Annotated in this window: 23 protein-coding genes; 12 read left to right on the top strand and 11 right to left on the bottom strand. The window is 42.2% G+C overall.

Translation table 11 applies throughout. The annotated features are described in order from the left end of the window. Positions 1-137 precede the first annotated feature (137 nt). Positions 138-1,106 (top strand): D-2-hydroxyacid dehydrogenase family protein, encoded by a 969-nt coding sequence (locus ACMUMQ_RS01280; RefSeq protein WP_414680245.1) that lies wholly within the window; start codon positions 138-140, stop codon positions 1,104-1,106. Between the two features lie 13 nt (positions 1,107-1,119). Next, positions 1,120-1,560 (top strand): cupin domain-containing protein, encoded by a 441-nt coding sequence (locus ACMUMQ_RS01275; protein ID WP_414680244.1) that lies wholly within the window; start codon positions 1,120-1,122, stop codon positions 1,558-1,560. Here ACMUMQ_RS01275 and ACMUMQ_RS01270 read toward each other — a convergent pair. Further along, positions 1,557-2,819: a cytosine deaminase gene (locus tag ACMUMQ_RS01270; RefSeq protein WP_414680243.1), complete on the bottom strand. Its 1,263-nt coding sequence runs from the start codon at positions 2,817-2,819 to the stop codon at positions 1,557-1,559. The two genes, ACMUMQ_RS01275 and ACMUMQ_RS01270, sit on opposite strands and share 4 nt — an antisense overlap. A gap of 302 nt (positions 2,820-3,121) precedes the next feature. On the opposite strand from ACMUMQ_RS01270, the gene katG reads away from it, so the two are divergent. Continuing rightward, the gene (gene katG / locus ACMUMQ_RS01265; RefSeq protein WP_414680242.1) at positions 3,122-5,338 is read left to right on the top strand and encodes a catalase/peroxidase HPI; all 2,217 of its coding nucleotides are present in this window, start codon (positions 3,122-3,124) and stop codon (positions 5,336-5,338) included. A 157-nt stretch (positions 5,339-5,495) separates the two neighbouring features. Further along, the gene (locus ACMUMQ_RS01260; protein ID WP_414680241.1) at positions 5,496-6,302 is read left to right on the top strand and encodes a hypothetical protein; all 807 of its coding nucleotides are present in this window, start codon (positions 5,496-5,498) and stop codon (positions 6,300-6,302) included. A gap of 433 nt (positions 6,303-6,735) precedes the next feature. Here ACMUMQ_RS01260 and ACMUMQ_RS01255 read toward each other — a convergent pair whose 3' ends face one another. Next, positions 6,736-8,406 (bottom strand): methyl-accepting chemotaxis protein, encoded by a 1,671-nt coding sequence (locus ACMUMQ_RS01255; protein WP_414680240.1) that lies wholly within the window; start codon positions 8,404-8,406, stop codon positions 6,736-6,738. Positions 8,407-8,594: 188 nt separating this feature from the next. Between ACMUMQ_RS01255 and ACMUMQ_RS01250 the strand changes: the two genes are divergently transcribed. Then, complete coding sequence (locus ACMUMQ_RS01250) at positions 8,595-10,475, top strand: methyl-accepting chemotaxis protein (RefSeq protein WP_414680239.1); 1,881 nt, start codon at positions 8,595-8,597, stop codon at positions 10,473-10,475. A 252-nt stretch (positions 10,476-10,727) separates the two neighbouring features. Further along, entirely contained in the window at positions 10,728-11,192 is a 465-nt protein-coding gene (locus tag ACMUMQ_RS01245; RefSeq protein ID WP_414680238.1) for a DUF2127 domain-containing protein, read from the top strand. On the opposite strand, the gene ACMUMQ_RS01240 is transcribed toward ACMUMQ_RS01245, so the two are convergent. Beyond that, complete coding sequence (locus ACMUMQ_RS01240; RefSeq protein ID WP_414680237.1) at positions 11,189-11,602, bottom strand: acyl-CoA thioesterase; 414 nt, start codon at positions 11,600-11,602, stop codon at positions 11,189-11,191. The genes ACMUMQ_RS01245 and ACMUMQ_RS01240 overlap by 4 nt on opposite strands. A 165-nt stretch (positions 11,603-11,767) precedes the next feature. Between ACMUMQ_RS01240 and ACMUMQ_RS01235 the strand changes: the two genes are divergently transcribed. Continuing rightward, on the top strand, positions 11,768-12,049 hold the full coding sequence (locus tag ACMUMQ_RS01235) for a hypothetical protein (RefSeq protein WP_414680236.1): 282 nt from the start codon (positions 11,768-11,770) through the stop codon (positions 12,047-12,049). 39 nt (positions 12,050-12,088) lie between these two features. Here the strand turns inward: ACMUMQ_RS01235 and ACMUMQ_RS01230 are convergent, their stop codons facing one another. Continuing rightward, complete coding sequence (locus ACMUMQ_RS01230; RefSeq protein ID WP_414680235.1) at positions 12,089-14,170, bottom strand: TonB-dependent receptor; 2,082 nt, start codon at positions 14,168-14,170, stop codon at positions 12,089-12,091. Positions 14,171-14,274: 104 nt separating this feature from the next. Between ACMUMQ_RS01230 and fes the strand changes: the two genes are divergently transcribed. Continuing rightward, positions 14,275-15,579 (top strand): enterochelin esterase, encoded by a 1,305-nt coding sequence (fes, locus tag ACMUMQ_RS01225; RefSeq protein ID WP_414680234.1) that lies wholly within the window; start codon positions 14,275-14,277, stop codon positions 15,577-15,579. 14 nt (positions 15,580-15,593) lie between these two features. Then, a complete protein-coding gene (gene entS / locus ACMUMQ_RS01220; RefSeq protein WP_414680233.1) occupies positions 15,594-16,865 on the top strand; it encodes an enterobactin transporter EntS in 1,272 nt (423 codons plus the stop codon). 59 nt (positions 16,866-16,924) lie between these two features. Here entS and ACMUMQ_RS01215 read toward each other — a convergent pair whose 3' ends face one another. The 5 genes from ACMUMQ_RS01215 to ACMUMQ_RS01195 all read right to left on the bottom strand — a co-directional run bounded on the left by ACMUMQ_RS01215 (position 16,925) and on the right by ACMUMQ_RS01195 (position 22,416). Further along, complete coding sequence (locus ACMUMQ_RS01215) at positions 16,925-17,722, bottom strand: ABC transporter ATP-binding protein (protein ID WP_414680232.1); 798 nt, start codon at positions 17,720-17,722, stop codon at positions 16,925-16,927. Continuing rightward, positions 17,719-18,747 (bottom strand): FecCD family ABC transporter permease, encoded by a 1,029-nt coding sequence (locus tag ACMUMQ_RS01210; protein WP_414680231.1) that lies wholly within the window; start codon positions 18,745-18,747, stop codon positions 17,719-17,721. The genes ACMUMQ_RS01215 and ACMUMQ_RS01210 overlap by 4 nt, the downstream gene beginning before the upstream one ends. Beyond that, a complete protein-coding gene (gene fepD, locus ACMUMQ_RS01205) occupies positions 18,744-19,757 on the bottom strand; it encodes a Fe(3+)-siderophore ABC transporter permease (protein ID WP_414680230.1) in 1,014 nt (337 codons plus the stop codon). The genes ACMUMQ_RS01210 and fepD overlap by 4 nt, the downstream gene beginning before the upstream one ends. After that, on the bottom strand, positions 19,747-20,805 hold the full coding sequence (fepB, locus tag ACMUMQ_RS01200) for a Fe2+-enterobactin ABC transporter substrate-binding protein (protein WP_414680229.1): 1,059 nt from the start codon (positions 20,803-20,805) through the stop codon (positions 19,747-19,749). Before fepB ends, fepD begins: the two co-directional genes overlap by 11 nt. Before the next feature lie 99 nt (positions 20,806-20,904). Beyond that, on the bottom strand, positions 20,905-22,416 hold the full coding sequence (locus tag ACMUMQ_RS01195; protein WP_414680228.1) for a glycosyl hydrolase family 79 N-terminal domain-containing protein: 1,512 nt from the start codon (positions 22,414-22,416) through the stop codon (positions 20,905-20,907). Between the two features lie 65 nt (positions 22,417-22,481). Here ACMUMQ_RS01195 and ACMUMQ_RS01190 point away from each other — a divergent pair, with 65 nt between their 5' ends. Next, positions 22,482-23,000, top strand: coding sequence for a lipocalin family protein (locus ACMUMQ_RS01190; RefSeq protein WP_414680227.1), 519 nt, complete (start codon positions 22,482-22,484; stop codon positions 22,998-23,000). Between the two features lie 30 nt (positions 23,001-23,030). Here the strand turns inward: ACMUMQ_RS01190 and ACMUMQ_RS01185 are convergent, their stop codons facing one another. Further along, complete coding sequence (locus ACMUMQ_RS01185) at positions 23,031-23,579, bottom strand: hypothetical protein (protein WP_414680226.1); 549 nt, start codon at positions 23,577-23,579, stop codon at positions 23,031-23,033. Positions 23,580-23,860: 281 nt separating this feature from the next. On the opposite strand from ACMUMQ_RS01185, the gene ACMUMQ_RS01180 reads away from it, so the two are divergent. Together ACMUMQ_RS01180 and msrB are read left to right on the top strand one after the other, a co-directional pair. After that, on the top strand, positions 23,861-24,070 hold the full coding sequence (locus ACMUMQ_RS01180; RefSeq protein WP_347982812.1) for a cold-shock protein: 210 nt from the start codon (positions 23,861-23,863) through the stop codon (positions 24,068-24,070). Between the two features lie 130 nt (positions 24,071-24,200). After that, complete coding sequence (msrB, locus tag ACMUMQ_RS01175; RefSeq protein ID WP_414680225.1) at positions 24,201-24,683, top strand: peptide-methionine (R)-S-oxide reductase MsrB; 483 nt, start codon at positions 24,201-24,203, stop codon at positions 24,681-24,683. 32 nt (positions 24,684-24,715) lie between these two features. On the opposite strand, the gene ACMUMQ_RS01170 is transcribed toward msrB, so the two are convergent. After that, positions 24,716-25,642, bottom strand: coding sequence for a DMT family transporter (locus tag ACMUMQ_RS01170; RefSeq protein ID WP_414680224.1), 927 nt, complete (start codon positions 25,640-25,642; stop codon positions 24,716-24,718). Between the last annotated feature and the right edge of the window lie 114 nt (positions 25,643-25,756).

Here is a 25,756-nt window from a genome sequence, read left to right as displayed (position 1 = left end):
ATCTCTCAGTTAAGCAAAGCCTCGTACCTTATTGGTACGGGGCTTTTTTGTTTGGCGGCAAGCAGTTTAAGGTGGAATTTCCTTTTGTCTTGGTGGATTATTATCGAATCTAAGAAAAATAATGAGGGAGATATAAGATGAAAGTGGCGATTCTAGATGACTATCAAAATGCGGTAAAAGACTTGTCGTGCTTTGAGCTTTTAAACGATCACGATGTGCATGTTTTCAATGAAACCTTTTTGACCGTGGATGATTTGGTTGATCATCTTATTGATTTTGATGTGCTTGTCTTGATTCGTGAACGTACTGTGATCACCGCAGAATTATTATCTCGCTTACCGAATTTAAAGCTGATTAGCCAAACCGGGAAGGTCAGCAATCATATTGATGCCAAGCTTTGTAAAGAATACGGCGTGGCGGTTGCTGAAGGTGTTGGTTCGCCTGTTGCGCCATCTGAACTTTGCTGGGGGCTGATTATGTCAGCCAGCAGACATATTCCTTCTTATGTTTCTCATTTCACACAAGATCAATGGCAGCAGGCAGGCTCACTTGGCTTAGGTCGAGTATTAAACGGTTCTGTGCTTGGAATTTGGGGATACGGAAAAATCGGCCAACGTATTGCTCAATATGCTAAAGCTTTTGGGATGAAGGTGATGGTTTGGGGAAGAGAAGCGTCCAGACAGTTAGCACAGGAACATGGCTTTTTAGTCGCTTCATCTAAAGCCGAGTTTTTCCAATCCGCCGATGTCATTTCCTTGCATTTAAGGCTCAATGACGCCACAAAAGCTTGTGTTACGGAAGAGGATTTAGAGCAAATGAAAGAAGGCGCTTTGTTTGTTAATACCAGCCGTGCTGAGTTAGTGGAAAGTGGCTCCTTGTATCGAGTGATGTCTGCAAACCCAAATAAACAAGCCGCTGTTGATGTGTTCGAAACAGAGCCTGCCAATACGCGAAATGAACCTTTATTGTCTTTGCCAAATGTACTTTGTACGCCACATATTGGTTACGTTGAGAGAGCCAGTTATGAGCTTTACTTCAACATCGCCTTTGAGAATGTCGTCGCTTTCGCTAAAGGTGAGCCTCAAAACCTTGTATTCGATCTTTAAAGGAATGAACTGAATGTCGTTTAATTCAACATCTGTTGCTCATGATCAAATTCACTTGTCTGTTTTATCTTCGCCTCTTGATGCTAAAACAGGGAAAACAGCTTCTTCTGTTTTCAACGATGTGGTGTATTCCTTAGAAGACTATAACGGTCTGTTTATTACAGACAGAATAGATGCGTTGAACTTTCGTCATCGTATGAGTCAGCCTGGCTATTTCAGCTCATGGCATGTGGCGGGCGATCCGACTTTGATCATTGTGCGTTCGGGCGTATTGCGAATCGCATTGCGTAATGGTGAATATCGAGATTTTGCCGCAGGCGACATGTTTATTGCCCAAGATTATCTGCAAGACAATGAAACCTTTGATGATGACATTCATGGTCACACCGCAGAGCTAATAGGTGATCAGCCTTTACTTGCGGTGCACATTAAGCTCTCAGCAAGAGAGAGCTAAATCTCTGTAATCCAAGGTTTGCTAATGACCTGAGCAGGCTGGCGTTGCATGATGATTTCTCCGTGGCGTACTGACAATAAAGCCTCGCCTTGTTTGCGCAGTACGCTGTAATCGTCAAAACCTTCTAATAAAATGAAGTTGGCTGGGTTTCCAATTTTGATTCCATAATTTTCTAAGCATAGGGTTTTTGCGCTGTTGTCGGTGATCATATCAAGGGCTGTTTCGTAGTCTTTGTAACCCATCATTTGGCAGATGTGCATGGCGAAGTCTAAGGTGCGCAGTAGTTTGCCATTGCCCAATGAATACCAAGGGTCAAAGATGGAATCTTGCCCTAGGCACACGTTGATATTCGCGCCACGTAGCTCTTTGACCCGTGTTACACCACGACGTTTTGGGTAAGTATCAAATCGGCCTTGAAGATGGATGCTTTCTGTGGGGCAGGAAATGAAGTTGATCCCTGAGTTTTTCAATAAACGAAAGAGTTTCGAGCAGTAGGCGTTGTCGTAAGAATGCATGGCCGTTGTGTGGCTAGCGGTGACTCTGTGACCCATTTCATGAAACAAAGCTTCGCAAGCAAGAAACTCTAAAAAGCGTGAATTCGGATCGTCGATTTCATCACAATGTACATCGATTAATCGATCGTACTTTTTGGCCAGTTCGATAATCTTCTTGACGGATTGTTCACCTAGTTCTCGTGTGTATTCAAAATGAGGAATGCCACCGACCACATCCGCGCCTATTTCTAGCGCTTCTTCCATCAGTTTTAAACCATTTGGATAAGACAGCATGCCGTCTTGAGGGAAGGCAACGACCTGTAAGTCGATCTTGTCTTTTAGCTCATCACGTAGGGTGCATAAGGTGCGAACGCCAACCAAGGTCGGGTCGGTTGTGTCTGCATGGGTACGAATGGCTTGTACACCGTTTTGTACTAACAATTCAATGGTAGAAAGGGCGCGCTGTCGAATGTCGTCTTCGTTCAACATAGGTTTACGCTGGCTCCAACGCTCGATCCCTTCAAAGAGCGTACCGCTGTGGTTCCATTCTGGCTCGCCAGCGGTTAACGCAGCATCAAGGTGAATGTGAGGTTCCACAAAAGGCGCACAAACAAGGTTGCCTTGTGCGTCTATTACTTCTGCTACTCGTTCTGAGTCAGAAGGGAAGGGCGTATCTTGTTTCTCTATTTTGCTAAAGCAGCCGTTCTCAATATGTAAGGTAAACAGCTCTGGTTGCTGGCGTAAACGGGCGTTAATAATCTTCATAGGAAACCTCAATTTTAGTGGCTTATTGGTCGGCCTACTTTTGATTCGGTCATAGGAGCCAAGTAAAGCGCAAATTACATATATAGCCATTGTGAAAGAAAATGTATATGTCTGTCTCATTAATGACTTGATAGATAGTTAGTCTATATTTAATGGTGGCTTAGACAACCAAGGTCAAAAGGAGTGTGTTGACCTGACTATCGTAATGTTAGTTTTTATTTATTAGTTAGATGAGTTGTTTAAGGTTATAACTATGTACAGTCAAATGAAACAAATTACTAAAGCAAGCAGGAGAGTCTCTTATGTCTAATGAAGGCAAGTGTCCATTTAATCATGGTGCTACTGCACCAGCACCTCAGTCAGCCGCTCGCGGTACATCAAATAAAGATTGGTGGCCGAATCAGTTGGATTTGAGCATTTTACATCAGCATTCTGACAAATCGAATCCAATGGGTGGAGACTTTGATTATGCAGAAGAATTCAAAACTCTAGACCTTGAAGCATTGCGCAAAGATCTTTATGACTTGATGACTGATTCGCAAGACTGGTGGCCAGCAGATTACGGTCACTATGGTCCTTTCATGATTCGTATGGCTTGGCACAGTGCAGGTACTTACCGTACAGCAGATGGTCGCGGTGGTGCGACAGCGGGTACACAACGTTTTGCGCCTCTAAACAGCTGGCCAGATAACGTCAACCTAGACAAAGCACGTCGTTTGCTTTGGCCTATTAAACAGAAGTACGGCCGTAAAATCTCTTGGGCAGATTTGATGATTCTTGCGGGTAACTGTGCATTAGAATCTATGGGTTTTGAAACCTTTGGTTTTGCTGGTGGTCGTGCCGATGTTTGGGAACCAGAAAATGATATTTACTGGGGGTCAGAAGGCGTTTGGTTGGAAGAAAGTGGCGGTAAAAACAGCCGTTACTCTGGCGAACGTGACCTAGAAAATCCACTTGCCGCTGTACAAATGGGCTTGATCTACGTTAACCCAGAAGGTCCAGATGGTAAGCCAGATACACTCGCTTCTGCTCGCGACATCCGTGACACATTTGGCCGTATGGCGATGAATGATGAAGAAACTGTTGCTTTGATCGCAGGTGGTCACACATTCGGTAAAGCTCACGGTGCGGGTGATGCAGCGCAAGTGGGTGATGATCCTGAAGCGGCTGGTATTACAGAGCAAGGTTTTGGTTGGAGTAACTCGCAAGGTACGGGCAACGGTGCGGACACTATTAGTAGTGGTCTTGAAGGTGCTTGGACTAAAAACCCAATCAAATGGGACAACGGTTTCTTTGACAACCTATTTGATTACGATTGGGAATTGACTAAGAGCCCAGCTGGCGCTTGGCAGTGGACTCCAAAAGGTACTGCAGGTTCAAACAGTGTTCCTGATGCTCATGATGCAACGAAACGTCACGCTCCAATGATGTTTACATCGGATTTGGCATTACGTGATGATCCAATTTACGGGCCAATCTCTAAGCGTTTCCATGAGAACCCAGATCAGTTGGCCGATGCGTTTGCGCGTGCTTGGTTCAAATTGACGCACCGTGATATGGGACCAGTTGCTTGCTACCTTGGGCCTTTAGTACCAAAAGAAGAACTTGTATGGCAAGACCCAGTGCCTGCTGTTACTCATGAGTTAGTTGATGAAGCAGATGTTGCCGATCTTAAAGCGAAAATTTTGGCTTCTGGTTTGTCTGTATCTGACTTGGTATCAACCGCTTGGGCATCTGCTTCTACGTTCCGTGGTTCAGACAAGCGTGGTGGTGCAAATGGTGCTCGTATCCGTCTTGCTCCACAAAAAGATTGGGAAGTGAATCAGCCAGAGAAATTGGCTACGGTATTGAAAACGCTTGAAGCGGTTCAAGCTGACTTCAACCGAGACAACTCTGCTAAACAGATTTCTCTTGCTGACCTAATTGTTCTAGCGGGTTCTGTTGGTGTTGAAAAAGCGGCGAAAGCAGCAGGTAAAGAAATTACTGTACCTTTCACACCAGGTCGTACAGATGCTTCTCAAGAGCAAACAGATGTTGAGTCATTTTCTGTACTTGAGCCAATTGCAGATGGCTTCCGTAATTACCAAAAAGGTAAGTACACAATATCAACAGAAGAGATCTTGTTAGATAAGGCGCAGTTGTTAACTTTGTCTGCTCCTGAAATGACAGTGTTGGTTGGTGGCTTACGTGTATTAGGTGCGAATACAGAGCAATCTGCTCACGGTGTTTTCACACAAACACCTGAGACATTAACAAATGATTTCTTTGTTAATTTACTTGATATGGCGACCAAATGGACGGCTGTATCTGAAGAAGAGGAAGAGTTTGAAGGCCGTGACCGTAAAACAGGTGAAGTGAAGTGGACAGCCACTCGCGCAGACTTGGTTTTCGGTTCAAACTCACAGCTTCGCGCTATTGCTGAAGTGTATGCTTGTAATGACTCACAAGATCGTTTTGTGGAAGAGTTTGTTGCAGCATGGACGAAAGTAATGGAGTTGGATCGTTTCGATCTAGCTTAATCTCCTAGAGTTGCCAACAACTCTAAAGCCCCACATCCGAAAGGTTGTGGGGCTTTTTATTGTTTAAGTTTAAATCTTAGAGTAAAAATGTCTAAATGCATGCGTATTAATAAAGTGTTAGTTTCTATAATCATCTGTACCACTGGAGTTTTATTTCATGGATAGAAGTACCTATAGTTATATTCAAATGAATACGAGCACCTACTTGTTGCAAGCATGTGACCAGGTTGCACTTCAATTGCGCAAAAAAGCAAGGTTTACTGGTGAAGGTTATCCAGACTATGTTTTTACTGAAAAGTATTCAGACATAGAATTAAGTGCCGAAATGATCGGCTTAAATTTGATCTATATTAATCAGCTCGCAGCAGTTCTAGAAGGTACACTAAGAACTCTTATCTGTGAAATTATGCAAATTGACTCTGGTAAAATTGGAGAGCTATCAATATCTAAACAGTCTGATGATGAATACGGAGCAATATGTCGCGCTTACTCAATCACAAAAAAGTATAAAGAAGATGTTGAGTTTAAAGGAGGGTGGGATAATTTAAAGCGGCAATACAAAGAAGTTTTTGATAGAAATATTGACTCAGTTTTAGATAAAGAAAAGACATCTGGATTGAACTCAATATTTACTTTAAGAAATGTTACGGCTCATGGTACGGCAATAGTAACTCCTAAAGAAAAATTAGACGATGGAAGCGAAGCTGATTATCCATTCAAATGGCAACGGAAGCTCCAGACTCTAAGTGTTTATGTAAAAAAAGAGTTTGATTTAAATTTGTTAGATGCCTTGCAACATCCTAGCTTGTCTTACCATTTTACTGAACTGGTGAAAGAATTTTTAAATAAATTCAGAGGTAAAGCTGAGCTTCCAAAAAATTCTCAGGCCTTGTTCAATAACTTGCAAAATTATAATTTCGGTTATAGAAATCACTTTGAATTTCCCCAAGCAAATGAAAACTAACAAGAGCCTCAACCAAAAGACGCAAAACAACAGGCTTGTGCTCCTTCGTCGTTAAGTTTAGCCTGCTATTTCGCGCCGGTTAAGTAAGTATTAAGCATCAAAAAGAGAATGAGAAACGTACTAATTATGGCACTTTTATTTGCTACAAATGTACCCGTAGGTGCAAGCCAATATTATGACGGCACAAGTTCATCGGTGAGTATGGAGCAGATAATACTTTCTATCTTTTCAAAATGAATGTGAGTTGGATAGTTTCGATCTAGCTTAATCTCCTAGAGTTGCCAACAATTCTAAAGCCCCGCACTCGAAAGGTTGTGGGGCTTTTTATTGTCTAATGTTAGGCGAGAGTTGGATTTATTTTTTAAAAATTGGTCATAAAAAAGCCCCTCAAATTGGTTGATAATTTGAGGGGCTGATTGTCTAAATTTAAACCTTAGGTTTTAAATTTATTGGTTACTTTCAAGATCAGTTGAGATTGCTCTTCTAATCTTGAGAATTGAGTATTGGTGTCTTTCGAGCTCTTGCCAATAGAGTCTGCAAGATCAGCAATACCACTGATATTTTGAGCCATGTCGTTCACAACACTAGATTGCTGGTTGGCTGCGTTTGAAACATCAATATTCATGCTAGTAAGCTGCTTAATGGACTCAGAGCTTGAGTTGATGATGTCTGTAATGGCATCCATAGATTCAATAACAGCGGTTCTTTTCTCTGTTGTATTGGCCATGTCTTGAATGGTTTTTTCTGCACTGACTTGTAGCTTATCAAGAATCGTTTGAATCTGAACTGTGCTTTGTTGGCTACGTTGCGCCAAGTTTCTAACTTCATCTGCAACAACGGCGAAGCCTCGGCCTAATTCACCGGCGCGAGCCGCTTCAATGGCTGCGTTGAGTGCCAGTAGGTTGGTCTGTTCTGAAATACCTTGGATAACACTCAGTACGGAGTTGATCTCTTCAACGTTTCCACCAAGCTCTTGGATGGAACCTTCGACGCTCATCAAAACACCATTTAGTGCATTTAATTCTTCGCCAGAAATTTGAACTTGTTTTAGAACATTTTGAACCTCAGCGTCTGTGCTTTCAGCGGAAGTGCGTGTGCGTTCAGCGTTATCAGCAATTTCCATTGCTGTGGTCGACATTTCTTCTATTGCTGTGGCTGTATTGGCTGTTTCTTGAACTTGTTTATCAGATGCGATGGCCAGTTCTTTATGTTGTTGTCTTGATACTGTTGCAACTTCATTTAGTTGGTCGCAAGCGCTCTTCAAACTGTTGATGTCTCCTGCCATGGAAGCTAGGAAGCGATTAAAGTGGCTGGAAATATCGTCCAAAATATCTAAGGAGCTTCCAGGTAATGTGGCGGTTAAGTCACCTTCGCCATCGGCTAGGTCTTCAACGGCATCTCGTAATGAGGTAAGCGCAGTCAACATGAGGCGAACCGAGAAGAAAACAACAATCGCAACAAAAATAGCCAATCCAAATATCACTAGTAAGTTTTGAGTAAGACTAGATTGTTGGGTTTCACTAAGAGAGCTATCTATATTGCTTAACATTTCTTCTGTGCCGTCAATGAAGAAACCAGTTGCGATAGCAATATCCCATTTATCTATCCAAAGAGAGTAGCTGTATTTTGCAGAAGGTTCTGTTTCACCTTTTTTCGGGAAGTAATAAGTTGTAAAGCCTTCACCAGATTTGGCAGCAGTTATTATATTTCTAACGATAAAGTTGCCTAGCTTGTCTTTTGAGTCGATAAAGTTTCCGCCTACACCGACACCAGAACCACTCATTAGACGATTGCCTTCACCATCGTAAGCAAACAAGTAGCCGATGTCGTTATCAAATCGGTAGTTATAAAGTAAGGCTAACGCGTCTTCCATGCCTTCTTTGCCCGGCATGTCTAAGTATGGCTTGATGATGCTTAAAGAAGAGTCAATGACAGTGACAAGACGTCTTTTCTCGACCTCAATAATGGCGTCTTCAGAAATTTTAGAAACTTGTTGGTTGATTGTGTCGAGTGTTTTTACTTGCATAAAAATGCCTACTGCTGCCACCAACAGAAAGGGGGCAAAGGCAAACATGTAAATTTGGGCTTTTAGTGAACGAAACATAGATGACACTCCAATGTGTGATTTTATTGTTATTAATTATCTTCGTTCTCTTCGTTCTTTTCTATTTAAAATATAGACGATTACAAAAAAAATAACACAACATAGGCGTTTCATAATGCTGTAAATACTCTTATGATTTCATGCCCCATGGATGTGTTGGGTTTATGGAATATTAAGGTGATTTATTTATGAAGGTTGCACATAAAGTTGTACTGTCTGCTTCACTTGTGGTTGTGATGGCATTCGCTAGTTATTCTTGGCTGCAATATCGAAGTTTAGAGAAATCGTTAATCGAACAAACTTCGATAAACACACAAGAAGCAAGTCAGGCGCTGGCTTCTCAAGTGCGTAATTGGCTAAAGGGAAAAATGGACTTAATCGAGACCATTTCACAGACGGTAGATTCTGACTTTAGTCGAGAAGCGATTAATGAGGCGATGAGCCTACCAATTTACAAAAAAGAATTTCTTTTATTATTCGGTGGAATGGAAGACGGTGGACCGACTGTGTCTAATGATCCAACCTGGAATCCACCGAACTACGATGCTCGTAAACGACCATGGTACCCACTAGGGAAATCCCATAACCAAGCAGTGTTAACCGAGCCTTATATCAGCACAAAAGGGGACTTGTTGATCTCTGTGATTGCTGATTTATCTGATAATGGCCAGTTCAAGGGGGCGTTTGGCGGTGATTTAAGCCTTAAGGTTGTATCAGATGCAGTGAATTCGCTGAATTTTAATAATACAGGTTATGCCTTTTTGGCGACGGACAAAGGTAAAATTATCAGCCATCCGAATACCGAGTTTTATGGAAAATTCACTAAAGATCTATTCACTCAAAATGTAGATTTATTGAAACCAGAACTGGTTGAAAATACATTAAAGGATGGCACTGCCATTTATGTATCTTTTAGCCCTTTGGTCGACTTGTACGGTGCTAATTGGTATGTGGGCGTCGTGTTAGATAAAGATAAAGTTTACCAAGAAGTTTATAGCTTCGGCTGGATTGCTTTCGTTGGTACATTACTGGTTGTTTGTTTTGTTTCACTTGCCTTGTTTATCGTTGTCACTCGATTATTGGAACCTCTCAAAGCCCTTTATCAATCCTTGAGAGAGATTAATGGCGGTCAAGGTGATTTGACCAAGCGCCTTAATATTACAAGTAATGATGAATTTGGGGCTGTATCTAACGAGTTTGATCGCTTTATTGAATACCTACAACAGCTGATCATTGATGTTAAAAAGCATTCGTCAAGTGTGCGAGAAAATACCGATGATGCAGCAAACTCTTCGGCAAAATCGTTAACAGAATTGCAAGCGCAACTGAGCGAATTGGACCAGTTAGCGACCGCTATGCATGAAATGTCGGCAACTGCTCATGATGTTGCTGATAATGCACAAACCGCAGCCGCTCGTGCAAAACAGGCTGATGATGCAGCGCAATCGGGTCAGCATATTGTTGATAAAACGACCCAGTCGATTGGTTTGTTAACGGAACAGATGGAAGGGGTGGTGAAGACAATTAATGATCTTGTTGGCTACAGCGATAGTATCGAATCTATTTTGACTGTTATTACAGACATTGCAGATCAAACGAACTTGTTGGCACTTAATGCCGCTATTGAAGCAGCGCGTGCTGGCGAGCAAGGACGCGGTTTTGCTGTGGTAGCAGATGAAGTCAGAACCTTGGCATCAAAAACACAAGAATCAACAGAACAAATACAAGAGATGATTCAACAGCTACAAAATGGTGTAAGAAGCGCTGAGAAAGAAATACTAGAAAGCAGAAATAACGCCAATACAGCACAAGATGTTGCTCAACAAGCAAAAGCGTCTTTAGAGACAATACGTGCAAGTGTGGGTGAAATTAATGATATGACTATTCAGATTGCGGCTGCAGCGGAAGAGCAAAGCGTTACATCGAATGAGATAAATCGTAACACGACAAACATTCGAGATATCGGCCAGTCTGTTTCGAACTCAGCAAATGAGCAATCACAGATATGTCAAAAAATGGTAGATACAACGGCTGAACAGTCTAGAACCATAGGTAAATTCAAAGTTTAGGCTTTATCTACTTACTTCAATGCCAAGCTACTAGAGGTTTTTTACTCTCTAGTAGCTTTTTTCATATTTCTTAGTAAGTCCAGTATCACTTACAAATTATGACAAGTAATTGTTTTGAAATAATTTAAGCTTGTGGAAAGTGAGAAAAATTGAAGTTGCCTGATCTCGAAAAGGTGACTATTTATCATTCAAATGAAATGAGCTTGTACTCTATTTACTCGCTCTGAATTTCTTTAAAGAAAAGCTGGAATTATGAAGTTTCAAGGATTAAATGCGATTGCATTGTTGGAAGGTTTCAAAGGGATACTGGCGCTGTTCGTTGCGGTTAGTGTAAATGCACTCGTTGGTGAAGACCTTCATCAACTTGTTTTGGAACTGATGACTGAGTGGGGGATTTCACCTGCAAATCATTACTCTAAAGTCATTTTGATGATGGCGGATAAAGTGTCCAGTAATAGTTTGATTCTTGTTACTGTAGTGGCGCTTACCTATGGCATTTTCCGCTTCATATTGGCGTACGGGCTTTGGAATCAGCTCATTTGGATTGAGTGGTTTGCTTTTATTACCGCGTCACTTTATATACCTTTTGAGTTGTATGCCATCTATCAAGATCTCAATGTTTTTAGCGTGTCGGCTTTGTTGATAAACCTCGTTATTGCAGGGTATTTATTTCGTGTTTTAAAGCGTGGCAAAAAAGAAACGACGACTCGTGTTTAAGATGATTCGGAAAGAGCAGCTTGAATTTTCATTTTGTAATCTTCAGGCAAGGGAACTGCGGTTTTTTGCTCTTTTGAAAAACAAACATATGTGACGTCTGCTTCGGCAACAAGCATATCGTTTTTGGCATTTAGGATTCGTTGTTTCATAGTGATACTGCGGTTCCCCAATTTGGCAAATTGAGTATGTACTTCAAGAACGTCAGCAAAATTTCCTTCTGCTTTGAAGTCGATATTTATATTGACGACAGCCCAAGCTAAACCTTGTTCCATCAAATCTGTACCAGCACCAAATTCATCAAAAAACGCCCAACGACCTTCTTCTAAAAACTCCAAATAGCGAGCATTGTTAACATGTTGAAAGACATCTAAATGATAGCCTCGGACTTTGATTTGAATGATGTTTAGCATGGTTCTTCCTTCTCATCTTGACGTAAAAAAGGTTACTTTTCTTTGCAGAATAAACATATGGCAAAATCGCTCAAATTTACTGACATGTTATCGACTTAAACTGACCTGTTTTGTGCTTTAATCTCATCATACTTTTCGTGACATCACCTCTATTAGGCAAACAGCATGAACTTAGATAAATCTAAAAAGCGTATCGCAAAGAAAGTGAAAATGGGCTTCAAAGGCTACCCACAAGTGACATTTTCTTACTTCGGTGAAACCACAGAGAAAGCGACTGAAGTGGTTGTGACATTTGTTTTAGAGGAAGGCGCAGAACCACAAGAACAGAGATTTTCTAGCCAAGGAAATGTACGTGAAGACGAAGTAATACAATCTGCGTTAGTGAAAATTATGGAACGTACAGACGCTAAAACAGTGCTAGAAGTAGATGATGGTGTTTTTTGTTAGAAAAAGGCGAATCAGAAATGCTGATTCGCCTTTTTTATATTACATACGGTATGTAGCGCTTACACCGATAGTACGGCTTTGGCCTACAGAAGCTCTTGTTCCTCTGTTAATTAAGTACACAATATCTTCATTTGTAAGGTTGGTAATATAGCCATCAATCGTTAAGTTTCCAGTAGAGTACTGAGCTCGAGCGTTAGTAACGATGTAATCGCCAGACTTGTAGTCTTCGGTGTTATCTAGGTCAGCGTAATATTCACTAACATAAGTAGCATCAGCACCAAAGGATATATTATCGCCAATATATTGTGTGAAGCCTAAACCAAGGTTTAGGTCTGGCGCATAAGTAAGTTCATTGCCATCCCAGTCAGAGGTGCTATCACTGTTAGTACTGATTTTATTTTGTAATGTTCCTATAGAACCGCGTACCTCTAGGTCGTTAGTAACGAGCGATGTAATTTCTAGCTCTGCACCGTATGTGTGAACAGTGTCAACATTTTCTAATGTGTAACTTGTGTAGGCTTGATAATCAGAGTAGTTGTTATAGAAAATATTTGCGTTTACAGACATGCGGTTAAAGCGAGTTTTACTACTAAGCTCAATTGCAGTAACTTCTTCTTTGTCATACGTATAGTATTCATTTGTAGACCAATTTAGAGCTGCTCCACCTGCATTATAACCTCGACGTATAGAAGCTCCTACCGTGGTACTTTCGGTCAACTCATAAATTGCACTTAGTTTTGGCAGTAATATGGTTTCGCTTTCGTCTTGATCTAATGTATACGTGCTTGCTTTTACAAGTACTCTATCTTGATCTTGGTGTTCAATACGGCCACCGGCAGTAACTGACAGTTGATTCGTGATGTCGTATGTTGTTTCTCCAAAGACAGCAAAAGTAGTTTTAGTACCATCAGAAATAAAGTAATTTGAATCAGAAGATCCAAAATCAACATCTAAAGTAGTATCCGCTTGAGAAGCGTAAACACCAATCAAACTAGCAAATTTTGAGTCGTTTGGTGTTAAGATGACTCTGTTTTCAGCTGTGATTGTGTCTTCTGTTTTTCTAAGAAGAGTGCTACCAGGGTATTCATCAAATGAGGCATCTTGACTGTTATAGCTGACTTGAAGCTGATTTTTTATGTGGTTAGAAATATCGTAATCCACATCAACCGAAATAGTATCTACAGTTGAATCTTGAAGGCGTGTATTTTCATAACTACTAGAGTCTATAGAGGAAGTACGAGAGCTATAATTACTACTGTCACCATTAATCCAAGACAGGTATTCCCCTTCATTTTCTCTATGAGTAATACTTAGTTTAGCTGTTAACCCCTCAATATTTGCTGGCTCCCAGAGTAGTTTTCCTCGTAAATTAGTCGATTCGGAATCGTCTAAATCTGGTGAGTCAGCTGCATCACTGTCTGCAATATCATAATTGATCCAGCCTTCACCTTTTGTTCCATCAAAAGATAATCTATAAGCTAATTCATCATCAATTAATGTTCCTGTATTCATAGCGCCAAGGTTATACATTAAGTTGTCATTTTCATATTGCTCTAAGCCTAGGCGGATAGCGCTCTCAGGTTCAAAACTAGGATCATTTGTCTTAATAACAACCGCGCCGCCTATTGCATTTGTTCCTTGAGATGTCGACTGTGGACCACGAAGAACTTCAACTGTTTGAGTATCCCACAATCCTGCAGGAGTAAAGTTATATCCACCCCATGCTTCAGATACACCATCAACACTTGTTGTAATTCTAGGGCTTCCACCTGTCATAAAAGCATTACTACCGACAGCAGCACCTGCACCATTAACACCTCGGATATTAATGGTGCCAAATCCAGCAGCCGTCACATTGGGGGCTTGAACTACTATATCGTTTACTTCTTTTGCTTCTCCGCTAGCGTAGCTTTCTTCACCTATTACAGTTACAGCAGTAGTGGTGTCTTTAATATCTTTATCGACTTTTTCACCTGTAACAATGAGTGTTGATAAGCTTGTTGTATCCTCAGCCAAGGCATTCACTGAAATAAAAGCAGCATTAATACTGATCACAGCGAGGGCGATACTTGATAGTCTGCTTGGCGTGTTAGTAGATACGATCTTTTTTGACAAGTGCATAATTGTCCTTATTTGTCGTGGTTTGGTAAACTTGTTGGTGATGGTATTGTTAATAAGAATTATTATCAATAAGTTTTTTTGATATTTTACGAAAGGTGTAGAAATTGGCCAAATATTTAGACTTAACCGTGTTGTTAGATTGCTTTGGTCAACTTCATCATCAGATTGGTAGTTTTGAATGGTGGGAGAACATAGGCTCTTGTGGTATGCCGTTAATCAAGGCGCAAGATAATGGAGAAAGCCTAGTTGTTTTTGTGTGGCAGGATCCGCAAGGAAATGAAAAAACGTCAAGCATTGCAAGTGTTGTTTTAGCGGTTAACTCGCTAACAGATCATCATAGCTGGGAGCCTGAATGTTTAAGTCGAGTTGCAGGCACAGATGTCTGGTTTGGTCATTTAACCGTGAATTCAAAATGGCGTGGTAGCTACTCTTTTATCCCTCTTCAAGCGGATCAACTTCCTGAGTGTGTAAAAAAGCAAAGCGATGGGAGCAGAGAGGCTCAACGGGCGTGGTGGATAGAGGTTGTGGCGAATCAGATTCCAGATGCTTTGAATAAATCCCCTACATTAACATCAGGTTGGGGGGAGAGCTCAGCACTTCATTTACCTCATGCACCAGAGGAAGAAGGCTGGAAAGAGTGGGACCAGGGAGCTTTGCCTCTATTGTCGGTGGATCAAATACAATCTATTCATTGGCACTCACTTATACTAAATAACCAACGTGATTGTCAGCTTTTCTCAACCGCGAAGGGCGATGCGCCATTAGTCATTTTGCTTGATGGTCAAAAATGGGGGGCGACCAGTGGAACCCTTTCTGTTCTTCAATATTTAACTGCGATGAAGAGAATTACGCCAGCACATTACCTTTTGCTTCCTTGTATTGATGGTCAAACTCGTTGGAAAGAATTGAGCTGCCATAGACCTTTTTGGCAAGCATTGATTGATGAGCTTCTTCCGGATGTAGAATCTGAATTAGCAAAATTAGGCTCTAGCGTTTCTGATTACGTTATTGCTGGCCAAAGTTTAGGTGGGCTTTCTTCTCTATATGCAGGACTTCATTTCCCCGAGTATTTTTCTAAAGCAATTAGTCTTTCTGGTTCTTTTTGGTGGCCAGAAGTCGATAGAATGCAATCGCCAAAGAGCACAGACTTGTTACAGACAACACTTGTGCCTAATAGTTTGGCTGAGCAAATTCAGAATGATTTGGTCGATGTGCAACACCTCCATGCTTTTTTAACTGTCGGTTCAGGTGAAAAAGATATGTGCCTATACAATGATATGACTTATCAGGCCATTAAAGAGAAAGGTGGAAATGTATACTACGAAACCGTTTTTGGTGGCCATGATTGGCTCTCATGGCGCTCGAGCCTAACCAATGGACTGATGCATTTGCTTCCAGCACAGCACTAGATTTAAGGGAACTCATGTCTAAAAAAAATATCCTGTTGGATTTTAGTTTATTAAAAACCAATGCTCACTTTCGCGCTATTTTCATTGCACGCTTAATGTCTGTTTTGGGCATTGGTATGTTGAATGTGGCGGTGCCTGTACAAATTTATGAATTAACGGGGTCGAGTTTACAAGTCGGCTATGCGGTAGCTCTGGATGGCATAGGGATGTTCATTGGTCTTATGTTAGGCGGAATACTGGCCGATCGCATGGACCGTAAGTATCTGATCTTATTTTCACGATTTATTTGTGGCGTTGGTTTTGTGTTGTTGGCAGGCAATGCGTACTTGTCTGAGCCGAGTCTTTTTGCGGTATACGCCATTTCTCTATGGGATGGGTTCTTTAGTGCGATTGGTATGACAGCACTCATGGCGTCTATTCCTAATTTAGTTGGACGAGAAAACCTACCAACAGCAGGCGCACTAAGCATGCTGATTGTACGAATCGGTTCTGTTATTTCTCCAGCGGTAGCGGGTGTCATTATTGTGGCGTATGGCGTGACATGGAACTACACCTTAGCGGCCATTGGTACCCTTTGTACGCTTATCACACTAGTAACATTGCCAAATATGAAACCTCAAGGTGGTGGCCCAGAAGAGCACCCTTTGAGATCTTTGTTTGATGGCTTCTCGTTTGTGTTTACCCATAAGGTGATTCGAGCAGTAGTGGCTCTTGGTACTTTGGAAGCGGTTACTAAATCGATTCGTATCTTATTCCCAGCTTTGGCAGCAACGGCATTTGGTGGCGGTGCATTTGAAGTGGGCTTAATGTATGCGGCGGTGCCTGTTGGTTCTGTTCTTGGCGCCTTGACCAGTGGTTGGGTTCGTCAGCTGGAACGCCCTGGAGTAGTGATGCTCATAACCGCCTTTATGTCTTTCTTGTGTGTTGCTGCGTTAGGCGTGATCGGTCATTTATTTATTATGCTGTTTGCCCTAGCTGTATTTGGCTACTTTGGTTCTATCGGTGGCTTGTTGCAGTATTCGATTGTGCAAGGTCATACACCAGATAATATGTTAGGGCGTATGGGGAGTTTCTGGACAGCGCAAAGCGTAGTGGGCGACTCCATTGGTGCACTTGGTATCGGCTTAATAGTCAAAGTGTTGTCACCTGTATTAGGCTTGGTCACACTTGGTTTCGGTTGTGCTGCAACCAGTTTACTCATCAGTAAAGCAGCAAGCGAACTCAGAAAAGCGAGCCTAACGGACACGAGTATTTGTTCAGCAAAGGTTGAGCCAAATAAAAACTAAAGTCCGATTTTTGAAGTCGATATCCAAACCGTTCTGATGGTAAATACAATCAAGTAACATTACTTTCTCCCTTTAGGGATAATCAAAGGTGTGTTGGAAATAGGGTCATTTATAATCAAGCAAGGTAAGCCAAATACGCTTTCGATGAGCTCCTCATTTACGATGTCATTTGGTGTGCCTGTGGCAATAATTTGTCCTGCTTTCATGACGATTAGGTTGTCTGCATAACGGCAAGCATGGTTTAAATCGTGAAGTACCGCGACGAGTGTGTGACCTTGTTGGCGGTTCAAATCTTGGAACAAGTCCAATAATTCAATTTGGTGAGCGATGTCTAAATAAGTTGTTGGCTCATCTAACAAGAGTAACGGTGTTTGCTGAGCAAGTGCCATAGCCACCCAAACTCGTTGTCTTTGCCCACCTGAAAGCTGATCAACATTATGGAAAGCGAACTCTTCTACGTTTGTTGATTTCATCGCGGCATTAACAGCATTTTGATCTTCTTCTCGCCAAGGTTGAAACCATTTTTGGTGAGGGAAGCGACCACGAGAAACCAAATCCACGACCTTAATTCCGTCTGGTGCAATGGCACTTTGAGGTAAAAGCCCTAACTTCTTGGCAACCTCACGGGTGGCGAGACCGTGAATGTCTTCTCCGTTTAGTAATACTCGGCCAGATTGAGGTGCAAGCAGTCGGCTCATGGCACGTAATAAAGTCGACTTACCACAACCATTTGGGCCAACAATGACACTAAACTTTCCTTCAGGAATGTGAACGGAAAGATCTTTGGCGATGACATTTTGATCATAACTTAGAGTGACGGATTCTGTGGCGAGTGAAATGGTCGATTTTGATGTCATAACTTACCTTCTCGCATAATTAAATAAACCAAATAAATGCCACCTAAACTGATGGTGACTAAACCGACAGGCAAAGTGGAGCCTTCCCAGCCATGTTGTGCGATAAAGTCTGCACAGAGTAACAAGAGAGCACCAACAAGTGCGGAAGAACCCAAAGAGACATTGGTGCTCTTTTCTAATCGACGAGCAATTTGTGGTGCTGCCAAAGAGATAAACGCAATTGGACCTGTGACGGCCGTCGCGACAGCCGTTAAAGCGACACCGACAAACATCAACACAAGGCGAGATCGGTTGACCGATATGCCTAATGCGGCGGCTGTGTCATCGCCCATTTCGAGTAATCTCATTCGTGTGTTCATGAGAAAAGCACAGACCATAAAAGCACTGATTAAGGCCGCTGCGGGCAGCACACGAGCCCAAGTCATACCGTTTAACGTCCCCGCACTCCATAAAGCAGCCGTCATGGCGGTTTCTAATGAAACGGTGAGAGACAACCATTGATTGAATGCAGTCAGAGTCGCGCTGATCGCAATGCCAACTATGATAAGACGGAAGCCAGAATGACCATCTCGGTACGCGAAAATATACACAAGAATGGCAGAAAAAAGCCCACCTAAAATAGCTCCCAAAACACTCATCCAATATAGGTTGCCAAAAAACGCGATTGATATGAGAACGCCAGTAAAAGCACCCACATTAAAGCCGGTGATATCTGGGCTACCTAATGGATTGCGAACTAAAGACTGAAAAACTGCACCACTTATACCGAGCCCAGCACCAATGATTAACGCCGCAAACAAGCGAGAGGCTCGCCATTGCCACACCACGATAGATTGATAACGATCAGCTTCGCCTGTCAGTAAAAGCCATATATCTTGCTGACTTTTAACAAGATGATCTCCAATGAAAAGAGTGGCGAAAACCAATAACAGAGTGAGCAATAACAGGATGATTTTAGATGGTTTGATCATCGCGCTTTTGCTTGCCTGATGCTTGATAGATGCATGGGAAAGAATGTTTTTCATAAGCTGGAGGCTCCTTTCCTACGCACGAGATAAATCAAGATAGGTGCGCCAATAAAAGCCGTCACAATGGAAACTCGGAGTTCTCCGGCAATCACAACTCGCCCGATAATATCGGCAACCAATAAAAGGCATGGCGTGAGGATAAAACTAAATGGAATGATCCAGCGTTGATCTGGACCTACCATCCAGCGGGCAATATGCGGCATCATTAAACTGACAAAAGCAATGGGGCCAGCCGCTGCGGTGGCGGCGCCACACAGTAGGGTAATCGCCAATAACCCCAGTAATTGAACGCGAGCAGGATTACTGCCAAGGGCAGACGCTAAGGAATCCCCTAAGCCAAATGCGTTTAATGCCGGTGTGATGGCGATCGCTAATAAACAGCCAAAGAGCACGACAGGAGCAATGAATAATGGAACGGATAATGTTCGAATGTCTAAACTGCCAACCACCCAAAAACGGATTTGATCAAAGGCGTTAGGGTTAAACAAAGTAATAGCCGAGCTTAAACCGCCGAAGACAGCACCAATGGCAATTCCTGCCAGTGTAAGTTTCAGCGGGTCGGTTTTGCCTCCACCAATGCTGCCAACAAAGTAAACCAGTAAGCTAGCGAGCAGGGCGCCGAACACGGCATAAACAAAAAATTCAGAAAGTTGTGTCGCACCTAAAAATACAATCGCAATGGAAACCGCTAAGCTGGCACCCAAATTCACGCCTAATATTCCAGGGTCCGCAAGAGGGTTTCGAGTAATAGCTTGAATCAAGGCGCCAGAAGTTCCTAATGCCATTCCAACAAATAACCCATTTAAGGTTCGAGGCAAGCGACCTTCAAGAATGATGGTTTCCGCAAGGCCATGTTCTTCGCCCATCAGCACATTCCACAGAACTTGGGTCGACAGTGGTTTAGCGCCGATGCATAAACTGGCGATCATGATCAGCAATAGCAGACTAATAGAAACCAATAACCAGATGTATTTCTTTTTAGCAGAAACGTATTCGCTATTGGCCATTTTCAGAACGTCCAAAAAGATTCTGCAAGCGTGTTAGCAAATTACTGGCGCTGTAATAATCCAGTCGGAATGTGTCATTACCCACGGCGAAAACTTGGTCGTTTTGAATCGCGCTGGACGACTGTAAATAGTTATTGTTTTTGAGTGCTTGTTCTCTTTCTTGAGAAGCCGAGAAGAGTAAAACTGAGTTACCATTCACTGCGTCTGGGAAGCGTTCGCCTGTGGCGATAATAATATCGTCACGTAATCCCATGCTGATGTTGCCTTTTACTGATTCTGGTACTTCAGCCAGAGTGAATCCTAGCTCTTTTAATAAACGACCTTGAGCCGATTTGGTTGTCCAAATATTCCCGCCTGTATCGTCTCGGTAATAAACCATGGCCGTGGTCGGTTGAGGTGGCAGGGTAATTCTACTTTTTGTATCTGCGACTTTTTGCTCAAAGTCTTGAATCACGCTTTTTGCTTGTCCTTCTAAGCCCAATAAATCCCCAAAGATTTGAGCCAATTGCATCCAGCTTTTGTTGTCATAACCTATTACCAAGGTTGGTGCGATGTCTTTTAGTTGATCGTACAGTTTCATGGCAGAATCACCGCCTGTTGCAGAAATAATGATCAATTCTGGGTTGGCTTTAATAATGGCTTCGGCGTTTGGTTCGGTTTGGTAAAGCGGAATGACGCCTCGCGCTTCCGCAATGGAAGCCCATTGGCGCATGAAGCCTTGTCCTGATGCCACGCTTGTATTTGGCATAGTGGCACCGGATGCAATCAAAGGTGCGTCAATGGCAAGTAAAGTGCCGGAAAGAGTAACGCTGGTGGAAACAATTCGGCTTGGGGCTTGTTCAAGCGTTAATAAGCCTTGGCTTGTCATGATGCTTCTTGGCCAACCTTCAGGGGCTTTTTCGACTTGATCGATGGCCAGAGTGTTATTTGAAGAGGTATTGTCCGTCGAGGATTGAGTCTCTTCCGGCGCCTTGTCACAGCTTGCTAAGGCGAGTGCAGTCATGAAAATTAGGAAAACTCGACCAAAATAGGCATAACAGCGGATCATATTGAAGACCTTAAAGACAAAGAAATGAGCGCGCTATTATATATAGGAGATGAGTTATTTCATACTATTGATAATCATTTTCAACAATTGAGAGTGGGTTTACACTTCAAAGCACCAGAAGTTGATACTGTATGGGCTCACAATGTTGAGTTTTGAAAGCTTGGGAAAGTCTTTTAGTTTTACTTTTCCCTGTTTGAATTTGGGGCGAACACTGTTGATTCGAATCTTCTTAGAAGTAAGGGAGTCGGCAGTGATTTCAAAGCGCTTTTTCTTTGGGCCAAACTCCTGACAATTGATGATTTTAGGGCTGGCGGACATATTGATAATTAACAAAGTACATTTGCCTTCTTTCTTCGCGCTGTGACAATAGGTTTGTACGAATGGATCATTGCTTTGAACTTCGAAGACGTTCTCTCCCATTAATTTCCCCCACAACCAGCTGACCCAATAATCTGGATTCGGTTTGAGTGTTTGTCGATTAATGAGTGCATAATCTCCGCCAATTAGGCTTTGTCTTACCATGACTTTTTGACCAGATTTTGCGCCTCGCCCTAATTGATCTGCCCACCAAAAGCAGGAAACGAATCGATCTGAGAGTTTGGCTTGTCCTCCGCATTGTGCCGAGCCCGTTTCGCCTGTCCAGAGCTGTGCTTTGGGCTGATGTTGGTCCCGTAGTTTCCTAAGTTGTAAGGCGTATTTTTCGTAATATGTGAGAGAGTTTGGCGAAAGAATATTGTCGAGTGTCGCTGCACGAGTTCGAACAGGAGAGCGGCTACTTTGGAAGGGATAATAATGCCAATCAATAATGTCGATTTCTTCTTTTAAGTGCTCCAAGAAAGGCGCGGATATATTACTAATCGGCTTAACAGCTTCTCCAATTCTTGGCCAAAAAGCACTGCCAGGGCCTGCAACCAAACTGTCTGGACTGTATTGGCGGACGCAACGAATGAAGGTGTCGTAATCTTTTGCGAGATTTTTAGCGCTGGGCTGTGAGGTAAAACCGTGGAAAGCCCAATAGGCGTTGAGTTCATTTCCGAGCTCAAAAATGTCGATTTTTTGCTGATTAGCTTGGCAATATTCTAATAAGGCTTCGACTTCATTGGTTTGCCAACCACCTTGTTTACGACGCTCAAAGAGGCCATATTTCATGGTGAACATTAACGCCAAATCATTGCGCTGACAAAAGCTGTGAAGCTGATTCCACATATCTTGTGTGAGTTCTAAACTATCTTCTGATGCAGGTGTTGCACTGGTAAAGTAATGGACTTTGTCGGCTTCCGAGCCACCAACACGCACATAAGCAGGGCCAAGAGCATTGACGAGATTGTCTAATGCTGGCTGGCTGAGGTCTAAAGGTTCAACTCGTTGCGTACCTAATCCGCGTTGAGTGCCTTTGCTGCCTTCCCACCAAAAACCGCCAGCCAACACGGAAATATCAATGGAGAAGGAAAGGAATCGAGCATCGACTTTCGCAATAGGTGAAGCCTTGTTCAGGCTAATGGAAACCGTTTTGTGTTGTCTTTGTCGGTTTCTTCTATTCCAAGGTCGGACTAATCTATAACTAAACAAGGCGTGTATTCTCAAGTTAAAGGTATTAAAAGCTTGCATCATAAATGTGACATTGTTGTTGCAGCTTCCCTAGACTAGATTGAACTTAAACAATGGAAGGTATTCGTATGAAATACATAGTTTGGCTTATGTCGGCGTTATTGATTGGTTGTACTAGCGCTCCTAAAGATATCGATCCAGTGACTGAGTTTCAGGTGGAGCGCTATTTAGGAACTTGGTACGAGATTGCTCGTCAAGATCATGCTTTTGAAGAAGGTTTGTCGAATGTGACGGCGACTTACTCAAAACAGGATGATGGTGGAATAATGGTTTTAAACCGAGGTTATTCCGCCGAAGATAAAGAATGGCGTGAGGCAAAAGGCAGAGCCTATTTTGTTAACTCATCTGATATTGGGCATTTAAAAGTGTCTTTCTTTGGGCCTTTTTATGGGGCTTATGTGATCTTTGAGCTGGATAAAGAGAATTATCAATACGCCATGATAGTCGGCCCAAGTCGCGAGTTTTTCTGGTTATTATCAAGAACGCCAACGATGCCGGAATCCGTTAGGAATCGATTGCTCAGCAAAGCGGAGTCTTTGGGTTTTCACATGGATAAACTCGTCCTTGTTGATCAAGACAACACGTAATCCTTACATAACCACTGGTGATCTAATCATTTAAAAAAGAGAACAAGTGATGGTTTCCTTGTTTTCTCCTGTGAGACACACGGCGCTGTACGCTTCGGCATTTTGAATGAAAGCATAGTGAGTGTCAGAGTCTCGGCAAAGAGCGAGAAAGTTCGCTTGCTTTGTATGGAAGTTGGCTTGATTGATTTCATACGTGAGATTGGATTCGTCTCTGTTTAGCGCAAAGTCGGCTGTGTTTTCTTGCTCTTCAATTAGCCTATTTAATTCATTGTATTGTCTGCGCGTTTGATGGCAATAAGCGCTGTTCGGCGTGGTCTCTGCGCATTCTGTTATGGCGGTTTCTAAGCGTGCTTTTTTATTCTGATAATAGTCCAGATTTTCTTGTGCCTGATTGGCTTTGATGCGGTTTAGGTTCTTGGTTTGTGCGAGCTGGTCTAATCTCAGCTTTGCCTTGTTAAGCTGTGCTTCCTGTGCCAAACACTGATTTCCAAAGTGAATCAAATCATTGCCATGAGCCAAATTCATTATGAAGCAACTGATGATGAGAAAACTGTATTGAATGGTTAAACGAGAAGTCATTTAAAGATTGCCTGTTTAAAAATGTATTAAAGAATAATAAGGTATCTCAGGTTGCTTTAAAAAGTTGGTAGAAAAAGAGACAAATCTAAATAAAGCTATCTATATAGTCTAAATGGCTATATTATGCAGTCGCAAGCTAGAAAGAAGTCTCTAAATTAAAAACTCTGTAATACGTTGTTTTATTCATAAATCTTCGTTCTGAAGTTTCTAACTACCAGTCTATTTTTTTGCATTTTCAGCCTTTTTAAGGCTACTTATATTTAAAAATCAGGTGATTATTTATGTCTAATAAAGTTAAAGGTACTGTTAAATGGTTCAACGAAACTAAAGGTTTCGGTTTCATCGAACAAGAGAACGGTCCAGACGTTTTTGCACACTTCAGCGCTATTGTAAGCGATGGATTCAAAACTTTGGCTGAAGGCCAACAAGTAGAATTCGTTGTAACTGACGGCCAAAAAGGCCCTCAAGCGGAAAGTATTACTGCGATCTAATTCGTAAGTAAGCATATATTAAGAAAGAGTAAGTTCCTTTGGAACTTACTCTTTTTTTTGCCTTCAAAAAGGAGAAGAGAACTTAAGGCCACGAAAAACAAATTACAGAATATAAAGTAAGGTGAATATTATGAATCGTCGACATTTCCTTGTGACCGCAGCTTGCGCCGCAGCCGCTGCAAAATACTTTTCTCCATCATTGATTGCTCAAGAAGTAGATTCAACATTCGAAGTGGTTTATACCAAAGAAGAATGGCAAGCCAAGCTAACCAATTTCGAATACAAAGTCATGCGAGAAGAAGGTACGGAACGTCCGGGCAGCAGTGATTTACTGCATGAAAAACGAGTGGGTGTTTATGATTGTAAAGGCTGTGATTTACCACTTTATGATTCAAGCACTAAATACGACAGTCGAACGGGTTGGCCAAGCTTTTATCAGAGCCTACCAAACGCCGTGGAAACAAAAGCCGACAACAGCTTTTTCATGAGTCGTACGGAAGTGCATTGTCGTCGTTGCGGTAGTCATTTAGGTCATATTTTTAACGATGGCCCACAGCCGACGGGCAAGCGTCATTGTTTGAATGGTGTCTCTTTGGTTTTCCGTCCTGCTTAATGCTTTGAATTTATCTAAGCCAAATGGTGACTTCATTGAGAAGGCGCCATTTTTCCTTGTAACGTGGCCATTAACGTAGCTGCTAAAATGCAAGCACCACCGATTAATTGCATAGTGGAAAAGCTTTCACCTAACCAAATGAAAGCGAACAGAGCGCCAAACGCGGGTTCAGATCCAGTAAGCAGTGCGACTCTAGAAGGTGTTGTATGCTTAACACCATAATTCTGTGCAAATAGGGCAAAAATAGTACAGAAAATTACCAGATAAAAAGCCAATACCCAAAAGCTTCCTTCTGCCGGAACGAGATCTTTCAGCGACGCATCACTCATGACAAAAGCAAGCAAAGCACCCACCGTTACCACATTGGCTTGAATGCTAGTAATGTTTAATGCGGAAAGGCGTTTGCCTTTTAATAATACTTGAGTCGAAACCACCATGCAGGCGCGTAATAACGCCGCCAATAAAATACAATAATCCCCAATATTCAGTGTCAAAGATCCCCAGCCAAGCTCATTCTGAGTTAACAACAGCACACCAATGACAGACAACAAGGCAAATCCTAAAACACTTCTGTGAGGCCATTGTTTGTGGGAAATCGCTTCTATGAAAGGCGTCATCAAAACACAAAGGCTAATCAAAAATGCGGCTTTCGAAGCGGTTGTATGGAATATTCCATAGGTTTCCGCAAGGAAAATGGAGAGTAAAACAAGGCCAGTTGGCAAGGCGTATTTCCAATCCTTTGTGAGGCCTTTTTTGTGATCTCTCCAAAAATTTGGCAAGAGAATAAGTGATGTCAAACCAAAACGAATCACGATAAAGGCCAACACACTGGTATAGATAAGCGCTTCTTTTGTGATGCCGTAACTGGTTCCCCAGAAAATCGCGGTAAGCAGTAAAGACAGTTCAGCGACTGGAAGACGATTGAAAAGAGAAGGAGTCGTTAATGTTTGAGCTTTCATGTTTCCTCACACGCCTAAAGTAAGTGGCGTACAGCTTGATAAATGGATAAAAAATTCGCTTAGGAGTTAAGAGAGGAAGTATGCTAACTTGTGTCTTATTTCGTGATAATCCTT

The sequence above is a fragment of the Marinomonas algae genome (assembly GCF_047525555.1).
GTDB lineage: Bacteria > Pseudomonadota > Gammaproteobacteria > Pseudomonadales > Marinomonadaceae > Marinomonas.
The sequence above is the reverse complement of the archived record's forward strand: the minus strand, read 5'-3'. Positions and strand labels throughout refer to the sequence as shown.

Coding starts and splice junctions, on each gene's coding strand:
- katG (WP_414680242.1), top strand. CDS start 3,122: ATGTCTAATGAAGGCAAGTGTCCATTTAATCATGGTGCTACTGCACCA.
- msrB (WP_414680225.1), top strand. CDS start 24,201: ATGAATCGTCGACATTTCCTTGTGACCGCAGCTTGCGCCGCAGCCGCT.
- ACMUMQ_RS01270 (WP_414680243.1), bottom strand. CDS start 2,819: ATGAAGATTATTAACGCCCGTTTACGCCAGCAACCAGAGCTGTTTACC.
- ACMUMQ_RS01245 (WP_414680238.1), top strand. CDS start 10,728: ATGAAGTTTCAAGGATTAAATGCGATTGCATTGTTGGAAGGTTTCAAA.
- ACMUMQ_RS01260 (WP_414680241.1), top strand. CDS start 5,496: ATGGATAGAAGTACCTATAGTTATATTCAAATGAATACGAGCACCTAC.
- ACMUMQ_RS01170 (WP_414680224.1), bottom strand. CDS start 25,642: ATGAAAGCTCAAACATTAACGACTCCTTCTCTTTTCAATCGTCTTCCA.
- ACMUMQ_RS01275 (WP_414680244.1), top strand. CDS start 1,120: ATGTCGTTTAATTCAACATCTGTTGCTCATGATCAAATTCACTTGTCT.
- ACMUMQ_RS01215 (WP_414680232.1), bottom strand. CDS start 17,722: ATGACATCAAAATCGACCATTTCACTCGCCACAGAATCCGTCACTCTA.
- ACMUMQ_RS01210 (WP_414680231.1), bottom strand. CDS start 18,747: ATGAAAAACATTCTTTCCCATGCATCTATCAAGCATCAGGCAAGCAAA.
- ACMUMQ_RS01255 (WP_414680240.1), bottom strand. CDS start 8,406: ATGTTTCGTTCACTAAAAGCCCAAATTTACATGTTTGCCTTTGCCCCC.
- fepB (WP_414680229.1), bottom strand. CDS start 20,805: ATGATCCGCTGTTATGCCTATTTTGGTCGAGTTTTCCTAATTTTCATG.
- ACMUMQ_RS01250 (WP_414680239.1), top strand. CDS start 8,595: ATGAAGGTTGCACATAAAGTTGTACTGTCTGCTTCACTTGTGGTTGTG.
- ACMUMQ_RS01185 (WP_414680226.1), bottom strand. CDS start 23,579: ATGACTTCTCGTTTAACCATTCAATACAGTTTTCTCATCATCAGTTGC.
- ACMUMQ_RS01235 (WP_414680236.1), top strand. CDS start 11,768: ATGAACTTAGATAAATCTAAAAAGCGTATCGCAAAGAAAGTGAAAATG.
- ACMUMQ_RS01195 (WP_414680228.1), bottom strand. CDS start 22,416: ATGATGCAAGCTTTTAATACCTTTAACTTGAGAATACACGCCTTGTTT.
- ACMUMQ_RS01190 (WP_414680227.1), top strand. CDS start 22,482: ATGAAATACATAGTTTGGCTTATGTCGGCGTTATTGATTGGTTGTACT.
- ACMUMQ_RS01180 (WP_347982812.1), top strand. CDS start 23,861: ATGTCTAATAAAGTTAAAGGTACTGTTAAATGGTTCAACGAAACTAAA.
- ACMUMQ_RS01230 (WP_414680235.1), bottom strand. CDS start 14,170: ATGCACTTGTCAAAAAAGATCGTATCTACTAACACGCCAAGCAGACTA.
- ACMUMQ_RS01280 (WP_414680245.1), top strand. CDS start 138: ATGAAAGTGGCGATTCTAGATGACTATCAAAATGCGGTAAAAGACTTG.
- entS (WP_414680233.1), top strand. CDS start 15,594: ATGTCTAAAAAAAATATCCTGTTGGATTTTAGTTTATTAAAAACCAAT.
- ACMUMQ_RS01240 (WP_414680237.1), bottom strand. CDS start 11,602: ATGCTAAACATCATTCAAATCAAAGTCCGAGGCTATCATTTAGATGTC.
- fepD (WP_414680230.1), bottom strand. CDS start 19,757: ATGGCCAATAGCGAATACGTTTCTGCTAAAAAGAAATACATCTGGTTA.